This is a genomic window from Enterococcus sp. DIV1375a (assembly GCF_051712205.1).
GTDB classification, from domain to species: Bacteria; Bacillota; Bacilli; order Lactobacillales; family Enterococcaceae; genus Enterococcus; species Enterococcus faecalis.
The window spans coordinates 2715314-2726107 of record NZ_JBIOOM010000001.1; the positions used below are offsets into that span (position 1 = coordinate 2715314).

Below are 10794 nucleotides of genomic sequence, written 5' to 3' on the forward strand. Positions count from 1 at the left end.
GTCTATATTTCCTCCTCGGTAATTAATTTAGCCGCCAATGCTAACGCAATGACCCGTTCAGCTCGTTCAACAATTGGTTTATCAACCATTTTTCCATTTACGGAGATAACACCGGAACCTTTAGCTTCGGCTTCCCGAATGCCCCAGATTACTTCCTTAGCATTCTGGATTTCTTTTTCTGTCGGCGCATAAATAGTATTAACCAATGGGATTTGACGAGGGTTAATCACCGATTTCCCATCGAAACCTAGCTGTTTAATCAAACGAACTTCGGCTTCAAAGCCTTCCGTATTGTCTACATCTGAATAGACCGTATCAATAGCTGCAATCCCAGCTGCTCGAGCGGCATGTAAAATCATGCTACGAGCAAAGAATAGTTCTTGGCCATCTGGATGGCGGCGTGTTTTCATATTGGTAACATAGTCTTCGGCGCCTAACGCGATGCCAATCAATCGAGTTGAACTTTTGGCAATCGCGGGCGCATTTAGAACACCTTCGGCCGATTCGATAGCAGCCATCATTTTCGTTGTTCCTACGGGAATGTCATTTTGCTGTTCTACTTCTGTAATGACTGCCTCGACATCAATGATATCTTGGGCTGTTTCTGTTTTTGGTAAACGAATCACATCGACACCAGCTAAGACCATTGCTTCAATATCTTCTGCGCCACCGGCATCTAAAGCATTGATCCGAACAACAATTTCAATATTGCCATAATCGAAAGTTTTCAAAGCAGAATGGACTAAAACACGGGCAGAGTCTTTTTCTTTTAATGAAACTGCATCTTCTAAATCAAACATGATTGAATCTGCCCCATACAATGGTGCATCTCTTAGCATTGCTGCGTTCGCTCCAGGGACAAACATCATTGTTCTTCTTAAACGTTCCATGAGTCCAACTCCTTCCAATCATACGTTTCTTTTTCAGCGCCTCGATGTAAAACTGTAATCATCCGAGCTTTGATCGTACAATCTAATGCCCCTTTATCAATCGCCTTGACCGCAACGCCTTGGACATCTAAATGTTCCAAAGTTGTCGTAATCACCTGACGAATTTGATTGCCAAATTGTTTTTCGACACTACTTTCTAATTCAATGGTATTTTCTGTTGATTCAATGGGTTGGACGGTAATCATAATATCACTTGATTCTACTGTTCCTGCAGTAGCATTTTTGATAATCTTCACTTTCTTCACCTCATTAGTTTCTTGTGTTCTACTAAGTATTGATAACTTGTTGCTGGTAAAAACTTCTTGAGTGTCTCTTTGTCGCCTTCAGCCATCGCTTTGCGAACTTTCGTCGCACTAATCAGCTCTCCATCACTCGCTAATCGCGGGACAATGGTTAGCGTTATCGTTTGTCCGAAAACTTGTTGCATTGCTTGATTGTAGACAGCGGTCACTTCTGAATAAGGCTCTTCTCCCACATAACGTTGTTGAATTTCAAGTATTGGCGCAATTCTTTCTTTAAATAACGTTGCATCAAGCGTTGCTTGAATTGCAGCTACCTCTAATGGCGCTTTTTCTTTCAAAAAATAGGTAGGAAAAGTCGCAGACGAAACTAAGTAATCTTCTGTAGATAGGACTGTCACATTGGGTAAATGGGCTACCCCTTTTTGCACCATTGCGAAACGTGCTTCTTTTGAAAACAGCGATTTATCTTCAAATAAAACAAACACATAAACGTGCGGACTTTCTTTGGCTGCTTTTTCGACTAAGTACTGATGGCCTTTCGTAAAAGGATTTGCATTCATGACAATGCTACTGGCTGGCCCTGCTTTTTTATGCTGTGTCAGGTAACCAAGATAATCGGCAAAATCTGGTTTGCCTTGCTCCATAAATAGCACCTCTTGATTCGCAACCACTTTTTGAAAGCCTAGCGACTGAAAAATTTGTTCATTTTTTGGTTTTGTATACAAAAAACTGTGTAATTGGTTTTCTTCTCTCAGTTTTTCAAGTAGATGAACCACCAATTGGGTTAACAAATTTTCAGATTGATATTTTTTACAAACGGCCACGCACTTAATCGTTTTGCCTGAAAGCGAGCCAGAGGCGATTAATGCTGTGTCATCATATATGCCAACGGTGTAATCAAGTGCTTCTGTCGTTTGCAATTCGGCTTTTTCCATTAATTCGCGCCAAGCTTGATAAGCTTTTTTATCTTTTTGCAACCAGATTCTTTTCATTGTATATACGCTGCTCACAGCAATAACCTCCTTTATTTTTTAATTGGAAATAATTTTGTTAGTAATTTAGACGCTAGATAAATGATAAATAAAACAACGAAAACGCCGCCCCAACCAAAACCTAACAGTTCAAAAGCAATTTTTAAATCTTCCATGTTAACAGACATGTATTCGTTCTCCTTTCCGTCCTATGTTAAAAAGGCTAATAGTAAGCCACCAGCAATTACAGAAGCGATTTGTCCTGAAACGTTGGCACCAGCAGCATGCATTAAAATAAAGTTTTGTGGGTCTTCATCTGTAGCCATTTTTTGAATGACCCGACTAGACATTGGGAAAGCGGAAATACCCGCAGCACCAATCATTGGATTGATTTTTTCTTTTCTAAATAAATTCAAGAATTTAGCAAAAAGCACGCCGCCGACTGAGTCCATAATAAAAGCGACTAACCCTAAGCCAATAACCATCAACGTATCGACTTTTAAGAACTCTGCATAGTTCATGCTAACGGAAATAGATAGTCCTAGCAAGATACTAATAATATTCACCAATTCATTTTGAGCTGTAATGGATAAACGATCCAAAACGCCACATTCTCTTAATAAGTTCCCAAACATTAAGAAACCAACTAATGGTAATGACACCGGCGCAATTAACCCTGCGACAATCGTAATAACAACCGGGAAAAGAATTTTCGCTGTTTGAGAAACTTCACCGGCCCGATAAGTCATACGGATCCGACGTTCGGCTTTCGTCGTCACTGCTTTAATCGCTACTGGTTGAATAATCGGAACTAACGCCATGTAGGAGTAAGCGGCAACCATTATGGCCCCCATGTATTTTGAATGTAAGGTATTTGCTACGAAAATAGACGTTGGGCCATCAGCGGCACCAATAATCCCGATCGAAGCAGCATCGTTTAAATCAAAACCTAATAAAACAGCCATAATAACTGTAAAGAAAATCCCAAACTGTGCAGCGGCACCAAACATCAACATAAACGGATTTTGTAACAATGGACCGAAATCAATCATTGCCCCAATCCCAATAAATAATAATAACGGGAATAACTCTGTTTTTATTCCAAAATCAAAAAGAACATTAAACGGACCTGGCTCGCCGCCAGCGCTCAATACGCCGGAATTAGGAAAGTTCACTAAAATCGTTCCTAAACCCATCGGCACTAAAAGTGTTGGTTCATACTCTTTTTTTATTCCTAAATACATTAATAGTCCACCAATCAGCATCATCACAATGCGTCCTGGTTCTTGGCCCATTCCTATAACACCTTGAATCAGTGTCTCCACACAAATCACTTCCTCTTCTTAAATTAATTCTAGTTAATTGTTATTAATGGTTCCCCTGGGTTCACAATTTGGCCTTGGGTAACATGAATTCCTGTTACCGTACCTGCTTTTCCTGCAACGATTTCATTTTCCATCTTCATTGCTTCTAAAATTAACAATGGTTGGTTCTCGGACACCGTATCACCAACATTGACTAATACTTTTAACACAGTTCCTGGCATTGGCGCAGGCATTGCATCTGCTCCTGCTGGGGCGGCTGGCTGTGCTGCTGGCGCTGGGGCTTCTTCAACAGCAGGGGCTGGTGTTTCTGTCGTAGCAACTGGCGCTGTTGGTTGTGGCGCAACAGGTGCTGGTTGTGGGACGCCACCGATTTCTTCCATCTCGACTAAATATTCTTTCCCATCAATTGAAATTTTAAATTTGCGTAACATAATGATCCTCCTCAAGGTTTTGTTTTGAAATTCTTTTGACAACTAGCTGAGACTCTTCTGAAAGCTCTGCAGCTATACTGGCTGCAATAATGGCAACTTCTTTTGCTTCTGGATTTCGTTTTGCGATTTTTTTGATAACAAAACGACTTTCTGGAAACTCTCCTGCTGCGATGGCAGTGGCCACAATACTTACCAATTGATATTCTTTTGGCTCAGCAGGAATATATGCTGGTATATCTATCCATCGCTTTTCCAAGTTATCCGCTTCACGTTGGATAACGCTTTCATTAATCTCGGTATCCTGCGTGTGTTGCTCTTTCTTGAATAAGGACTTAAATAGGCCCATATTGTCTCTCCTTTCACTAATTCTTGGTATACGTTCATTATAGAAAAAACCATTAAAAAACCTAGTGAAAACACTAGCTCAGATTGTTCTTTTATTGTTTATTTTGTGAAAAAAACTCTGTAAACATTGGTATATAAGCATTTATCAACCGTTAAGATTCTATTAATATTATATTAAGTTATTAATAAGAATTTGATTGTTGAATTGTTTTTTTGATGTTCTTTTTGTTTTAGGCTATTTATTCTCTGCGAAAGTTTGTATATTCTCACACTATAGACAAACACAAAAAATATTTTTTGTTGTAAACCAGAATACTGTGAAACATTTCTCATGGCTATTCTTTTTTATTAACACCGGTTGTTAACGCTTACAAAAAAGTTCTAAAAAAGAAAGGAAGAAAAACATGTTACTCACTATTTTAGCTTATGGTATGATTATCATCTTTATGTATGTAATCATGAAAAAGAAATTGTCACCGTTTACATCTTTAGTAATTATTCCTCTTATTTTTACTTTGATTGCAATTGCAACTGGAGTAGCGAGTCCGCCACCTGGTGCTGACGGTGTTGTCCCTGAAGTCAACATTGGGAATTTCGTCTTAGATGGGATTTCAACTACTTCAAAAACTGGTATTATGTTATTATTTGCCATTCTTTACTTCTCTATTATGTTGGATGCTGGTTTGTTTGACCCAATCACTAAAAAAATGATTTACTTTGCTAAAGGCGATCCAATGAAAGTCTTGATGGCTACTGCGGTAGTTGCTGCTGCTGTTTCCTTAAACGGAGATGGAACAACTACGACCTTGATTTGCTGTTCTGCGTTTATTCCCATCTACAAAAAACTTAATATGAAATTGATGAATTTAGGTGTGCTTGTTATCTTACAAAACACCATTATGAACTTATTACCTTGGGGCGGTCCAACAGCTCGTGCCATGGCCGTACTAGAAGTTGATGCCGACATTCTTTCTTATTTAGCACCTGGTATGATTTTATCTGTATTGTATGTTATCTTCTTTGTTGCTTATCGCATGGGGAAAAAAGAACGTGCTCGCTTAGGCGTGACAACGCTTACTGATAAAGAATTGGAAGAAATGACTATTGTTAACGATCCTGAGTTATTAGAAATTCGTCGTCCAAAGAATTTTGCATTCAATGGTATTTTAACGATTGTCTTAATCGGTTGGTTAGTTCTAAGTTCATTCGTTGGTCAATTAGGTTTGCCTTCGTGGATTGAAATGCCACCGTTATTATTATTCCTAGTTGGTACTTGTATCGCTTTAATGATCAACTATCCAAAATTAAAAGATCAAAGCAGCCGTATCAGTGCAAATGCTGGTGATGCTGTGCAAGTAGTTATCTTAGTTTTTGCTGCTGGCGTCTTCATGGGCTTATTCCAAGGTTCTGGTATGGCCAATGCCTTAGCAAATAGCTTTGTTAATATTATTCCAAAACAATTAGCCGGCGCTTGGGGCTTAGTGATTGCGTTCATTTCAGCACCAGGAACATTCTTTATTTCAAACGATGGTTTCTATTTCGGTGTCTTACCAGTCCTAGCAGAAGCTGGACGTTCTTATGGATTTGACAATATGTCTATGGCTTTAGCTTCCTTAATGGGGCAAGCGTTCCACTTATTAAGTCCATTAGTGGCATTTATTTACTTGCTATTACGTTTAACTGGTTTAGATATGGGCCAATGGCAAAAAGAATCGGCAAAATATGCCTTAGGAATTTTCGTTATTTTCGTTGTTACAATTGTTGCTTTAGGTCACATGCCTTTATTTATTCCACAAAATTAAACGTCGTCGCTGAAACCGTAGGAGTACCTTTTCTCCTCGGTTTTCTTTTCATTTTGTCTTTTCTTGCGTTATATTTTCATTTTTAATATTATATTTATTATCTATAAAAATAACCTATAGGGAGGTGCCTCATATGAATCCAACGGTTGAAGCAGTAAAACGGAACTTAGATTTAACTAGCAGTAAACCTCTAAAAATTTGTACCTATGAAGCCTTTAAGAAAACCATTATTTTAGGGGATATTCCTGCAGGTGAACGGATTAATGAAAAAGAATTTTCCGAGCAATTAAACATTAGTCGGACGCCCATTCGCTTTGCTTTACAAGAATTGGTCAAAGAACAATTGGTGGAACATATACCTATGGTGGGTATCGTGGTTAAAGGGATTAGTATGAAAGATGCTTATGAAATTTATGATATTCGTAAATCTTTGGACACTTTAGCAACCATTAAAGCCATGGAACTCATGACACCAGAAGATTTTGATGAATTGGAAGCCTTACTTCTCGAAGGAGAACAATACAATAAAAATAACCAAGTAGATGACTTACTACAGAACTTTTCAGATTTTAATTCCTTTATTTATACTAAGAGTCAGATGCTACGTTTAAAAAAAATTGTGACTGATCTCCATGCTTACTTAATCTATTTCAGAGATATTGCGATTCGTGCCTCAGAACGTCGTAGTATTGCCCTAGAAGAACATTGGTTAATTTTCCGCGGAATGAAAACAAAGAATATTGACCAGATCACACTTTTAACCCATGAACATCTAAATCGTTCGCTTCAATTTATTTTGAAAGAAATGGAACGTCGGCAAATTGAATAAGCAAAAAAGACCTGCAGTCGCTCATGCAACTGCGGGCCTTTTTTCATTTTTTTTGTACGCAACCATCTGGCGTAAAGGTATAACCAATGCCCCAAACGGTCCGAAGGTAACAAGGTTCTTTCGGGTTTTCTTCTAATTTACTTCGTAAACGATTAATAAAAACCATAATCGTATTCGCATCGACATCCCCAGTACCCCAAACACTGCTGTAAATTTGTTCTTTAGAGAATACTTGCTCGGGATTCTCCAGAAAAAATTGAATTAATTGAACTTCTTTCGAAGACAATGAAATAGGTAAATCCTTTTTAAATAGTTGATAACGACCATAATCAAAACGGAAATCGCCTACCTGTAGCTCTTCTTTTTTATAAACATTCAATTGTTTTCGAATCATTCGAGCTCGATTCAACGAAGCAATCACCTGAGCCTTAAAAACATTCAAGGAAAAAGGTTTCGTTATATAACTATCCACGCCCATTTCCAAGGCTGCAATAATATCCTCTTCTTCTTTTTTGCTACTAAAAAAGATAATTGGCACCAGTGGATATTTCTCTCTAATCATTTGGACTAAGTAGTAACCATCGCTGTCATGTTCCAAGTTATCATCTAAAATGAACAAATCAAAGGTAACTCTGGACACGATATCTTTTGTTTTTTCAATTGATTCACTTTGGTAAATAAGAATACCTGTTGATTGTAATGCTTTCCAAATCAAGCGACGAACTGCTGCATCATCATCTACAACCAGTATTTTCTCCGTACGCATACCTGTTGTTCCCCCTACGTCTCTTTACAAAACTTTTTCATTTGAATTTACTACTGGAGTAATTACTGATTATCATAACATAAAAAAAGAAACGGAGACGGCTAAAAAATCATTTAACTGGGAAAGAGCCTGGGACAAAAATCACTTTGGATTTTTGTCCCAGGCTCAAAACCTGATAAACGGCGGGAACAGAACCAACTCCTTCGGAAATAAGCCGAAATTCTCCAAAAATTAAAAAGCAATTTTCGGAAATTCCTTCTTATTTCTCGGAGCTAAACGGTTCCGTCCCGACCTCTGTTTAAAAATACTTCTTAACTGGTTCAACCACTAAATACCGATAAGGTTCATCCCCTTCAGAATGGGTTTTGATTTGCTCATCTTTACTTAGCGTGTGATGGATTTGTTTTCTTTCAAAAGCCGGCATTGGTTCCAAGAAGACTGGCCGCCCAGTGCGTTTGGCTTTTTCCGCGGTGCGTTTCGCTAAACGTTCCAAAATTTCATGACGTTTTTCGCGATAATTTCCGACATTCACAACAATCGATAGCTTATTGCTTGCAATGCGGTGAATAAAGACTTGCGCTAAATACTGTAACGCATTTAACACTTTTCCGTGTTTTCCAATTAAGATACCTTGTTTTTCTGTTTCTAAATGGAAGATAATATTGCCATTCTCGCGCGCTATGCGAACCATGGCAGGGGCGTTCAGTTCATTTGAAATATTCGTTAAATACATCGCTAATTCAGTAATAGCAGCTTCGTCTTCCAGATTTTCTAAAGAATGTGTTGATTCCTCTGAGAGACTAGGAATTGCTTCGGTTAATTCCTCAACTGCTTCTTCCACTGCTGTTGCTTCATCGGCAACAACAATATCTTCCACTGTTTCTTCGACCGCTTCTGTGACTTGCTCACTAATCGTTGGTTCCATTGAAATTTGGGCAAGTTTTTTTCCTAGACCTAAAAATCCTTTTTTTCCTTCGTCTAACACATCAATTGTAACATCCTCTTTGGTTAAACCAAGTGCTTGTAAGCCTTTCTGCGTTGCTTCTTCGATTGTATTTCCTTCATAAATCGGCATCTGAACGACCTCCTTTATTTTTTCTTCCCTTTTTTCTTAGGACTTTTTGCTCGTTCAAGCGCTCGCTCCCGTGCTTTGGCTTGACGTGCTGCTTCCTCCCGCTCTTTACGGATTTTGAATGGATTGTTTAATAACAATGTTTGCCCTGTTTGGAAGGCATTTGAGACCACCCAGTAAAGAGATAAACTGCTGGCTAATGAAATCCCCATAAAGAAGATCATCGCTGGCATAACGTAATTCATAATTTTCAGTGAGGCATTTGTTTCTAGTTGGCTCATACTTGAAAGATACGTACTAGCAAACGTAAAGACAGCCGCTAAAATCGGTAAAATTAAATACGGATCCGGCTTATCGAGGCTTAACCACAAGAACGTTCCTTCTTTTAACTCAGGCACGCGTGAAATGGCTTGATACAAAGCCATCATGATTGGTAGTTGAACCAACAATGGTAAACAGCCAATGTAAGGATTCACATTATTCTCTGCATACAAACGTTGCTGTTCTTCTCGGAATAAGCGTTGTGTTTCAGGATCTTTTGAAGAATATTTTTGTTGCAAGGCCTTTAATTGCGGTTGCAACTCTTGTGTTTTACGCATACTCTTCGTTTGGAAATGCATCAACGGCAATAAAATAATCCGGATGACTAACGTAAATAGGATAATCCCAATTCCGACACTGCCGCCTAATGATAGGAACTTAATCGCTTGGGCAAAATAATAAACAATGTATCGATCCCAAATTCCTGTACTACTTTCACTTACGGGCGCGGTTCCGCAGGCGGATAAAACAAAGACTAAGGTCACTAACCCAGCCATTAATAATAAGCGCTTATACTTCTTCACTACTCAATTCCCTCTCTTACATCTAATATTTTAGCTAAATTTAACACATGTGTTAAATTAGCTTTCACTTCTTCAGACGATAACTTTTCCAATCCTGGACATGCAATCACGATAAAATCAATTTCTGGAGAGATACGGTCTTTTAATTGAAATAAACTCGCGCGGATTTTCCGCTTCACAGCATTTCTTGTGACCGCGTTTCCAATTTTCTTCCCAACAGAAATCCCCACTCGAAAATGGGCTTGTTGTGGTTTCTCTAAAACGTACACCACGAAACGACGATTTGCACAAGATTGTTTTTTATTAAACACCTGTTGAAATTCTTTTTCTTTCTTGACACGGTAGGACTTTTTCATCGGCATCCCTTTGTTTCTATATTTTTTTACTTCTTAATAATAATAGCATATTTCCGCTCTTTTTTAGTAGCCTTTTCTATAGAATCCTGCTTTCTTTTATTGAAAACAGAAAAAGAACCCTTAGTTATCTTCACATCTTCCAAAAAATTATGGAGATAACTAAGGGTTCTTAGAAATTGACTGTTTAAAAGACCAGACCATCATTAAGCAGAAATAACTTTTCTACCTTTACGACGACGGCTTGCTAATACGCGACGGCCATTTTTAGTGCTCATACGTTTACGGAATCCGTGAACTTTTTGGCGTTTACGTTTGTTTGGTTGATACGTTCTTTTCATGCAATTACACCTCCTGAAATTGTAACTATCCATCAATATATAGACATACTTTGATAGTATAACGAGTAATAGGGTCTTTTGTCAATAAAATTTAAGAAATATTTCCTGAGAAAGATTCGTTTCAATTATCCACAAATTAAATTTTCCTGTGAGTAGCTTGTGGATAGTTTTCCACATTTTTTTCTGTTCACAGCCATTTTTCCACTAGTTTTACACAAAAAAACAGCCTGTTAAAAAGTTTTGCACAGGTGTTTTTTTAGCTGTTGATAAGTTCTTGAAACATGATTGTGCCAAGCTTAATTATTCTCAACTTTTTGTGGATAACTCATTCAACAACCACTTCCTTCCGCAAGTGTCGACACCCTGTGGAAAACTTTTTTCACCCTTGTGTACTTTTTTTCCACATTGAACAATTGCTTGTGGAAAAAGTTTTAAAAAAATGCTAAAATCGACTATGCTCATTCTTTTAAGTTATCCACATTTTTTAGATAACCAAAATTTAAACATATAGGAGGTCACTGT

14 protein-coding genes are annotated in these 10794 nt (G+C 38.0%); 2 read left to right on the plus strand and 12 right to left on the minus strand.

Translation table 11 applies throughout. The annotated features are described in order from the left end of the window. Positions 1–2 precede the first annotated feature (2 nt). The 7 genes from citE to IGJ63_RS13150 are packed head-to-tail and all read right to left on the minus strand — an operon-like array spanning position 3 to position 4265. On the minus strand, positions 3–890 hold the full coding sequence (citE, locus tag IGJ63_RS13120) for a citrate (pro-3S)-lyase subunit beta (protein ID WP_002355998.1): 888 nt from the start codon (positions 888–890) through the stop codon (positions 3–5). Beyond that, positions 878–1186, minus strand: coding sequence for a citrate lyase acyl carrier protein (gene citD, locus IGJ63_RS13125; protein ID WP_002355999.1), 309 nt, complete (start codon positions 1184–1186; stop codon positions 878–880). The genes citE and citD overlap by 13 nt, the downstream gene beginning before the upstream one ends. Positions 1187–1191: 5 nt before the next feature. After that, positions 1192–2184 (minus strand): [citrate (pro-3S)-lyase] ligase, encoded by a 993-nt coding sequence (citC, locus tag IGJ63_RS13130; protein WP_180758872.1) that lies wholly within the window; start codon positions 2182–2184, stop codon positions 1192–1194. Positions 2185–2216: 32 nt separating this feature from the next. Further along, a complete protein-coding gene (locus IGJ63_RS13135) occupies positions 2217–2351 on the minus strand; it encodes an OadG-related small transporter subunit (RefSeq protein WP_002356001.1) in 135 nt (44 codons plus the stop codon). Positions 2352–2372: 21 nt separating this feature from the next. Beyond that, positions 2373–3488, minus strand: a complete 1116-nt coding sequence (locus tag IGJ63_RS13140; RefSeq protein ID WP_002383526.1) for a sodium ion-translocating decarboxylase subunit beta — start codon at positions 3486–3488, stop codon at positions 2373–2375. Positions 3489–3517: 29 nt separating this feature from the next. Continuing rightward, positions 3518–3919 carry an acetyl-CoA carboxylase biotin carboxyl carrier protein subunit gene (locus tag IGJ63_RS13145; RefSeq protein WP_002363547.1) on the minus strand — a complete coding sequence of 134 codons (402 nt, stop codon included), beginning with the start codon at positions 3917–3919 and terminating at the stop codon, positions 3518–3520. Further along, a complete protein-coding gene (locus tag IGJ63_RS13150) occupies positions 3903–4265 on the minus strand; it encodes a hypothetical protein (protein WP_002356004.1) in 363 nt (120 codons plus the stop codon). Before IGJ63_RS13150 ends, IGJ63_RS13145 begins: the two co-directional genes overlap by 17 nt. Before the next feature lie 403 nt (positions 4266–4668). On the opposite strand from IGJ63_RS13150, the gene IGJ63_RS13155 reads away from it, so the two are divergent. Together IGJ63_RS13155 and IGJ63_RS13160 are read left to right on the plus strand one after the other, a co-directional pair. Continuing rightward, the gene (locus IGJ63_RS13155; RefSeq protein ID WP_002356005.1) at positions 4669–6066 is read left to right on the plus strand and encodes a CitMHS family transporter; all 1398 of its coding nucleotides are present in this window, start codon (positions 4669–4671) and stop codon (positions 6064–6066) included. A gap of 133 nt (positions 6067–6199) precedes the next feature. Beyond that, positions 6200–6895 carry a GntR family transcriptional regulator gene (locus tag IGJ63_RS13160; protein WP_002356006.1) on the plus strand — a complete coding sequence of 232 codons (696 nt, stop codon included), beginning with the start codon at positions 6200–6202 and terminating at the stop codon, positions 6893–6895. Between the two features lie 43 nt (positions 6896–6938). Here the strand turns inward: IGJ63_RS13160 and IGJ63_RS13165 are convergent, their stop codons facing one another. The 5 genes from IGJ63_RS13165 to rpmH form a co-directional block, all read right to left on the minus strand. Further along, positions 6939–7661 (minus strand): response regulator transcription factor, encoded by a 723-nt coding sequence (locus IGJ63_RS13165; RefSeq protein WP_002363545.1) that lies wholly within the window; start codon positions 7659–7661, stop codon positions 6939–6941. A 298-nt stretch (positions 7662–7959) separates the two neighbouring features. Beyond that, the gene (jag, locus tag IGJ63_RS13170; RefSeq protein WP_002361456.1) at positions 7960–8736 is read right to left on the minus strand and encodes an RNA-binding cell elongation regulator Jag/EloR; all 777 of its coding nucleotides are present in this window, start codon (positions 8734–8736) and stop codon (positions 7960–7962) included. Between the two features lie 14 nt (positions 8737–8750). Continuing rightward, on the minus strand, positions 8751–9578 hold the full coding sequence (locus IGJ63_RS13175) for a YidC/Oxa1 family membrane protein insertase (RefSeq protein WP_002356010.1): 828 nt from the start codon (positions 9576–9578) through the stop codon (positions 8751–8753). After that, positions 9578–9934, minus strand: a complete 357-nt coding sequence (gene rnpA / locus IGJ63_RS13180) for a ribonuclease P protein component (RefSeq protein WP_438746610.1) — start codon at positions 9932–9934, stop codon at positions 9578–9580. Before rnpA ends, IGJ63_RS13175 begins: the two co-directional genes overlap by 1 nt. A 203-nt stretch (positions 9935–10137) precedes the next feature. Next, entirely contained in the window at positions 10138–10272 is a 135-nt protein-coding gene (gene rpmH / locus IGJ63_RS13185; RefSeq protein ID WP_002356012.1) for a 50S ribosomal protein L34, read from the minus strand. Between the last annotated feature and the right edge of the window lie 522 nt (positions 10273–10794).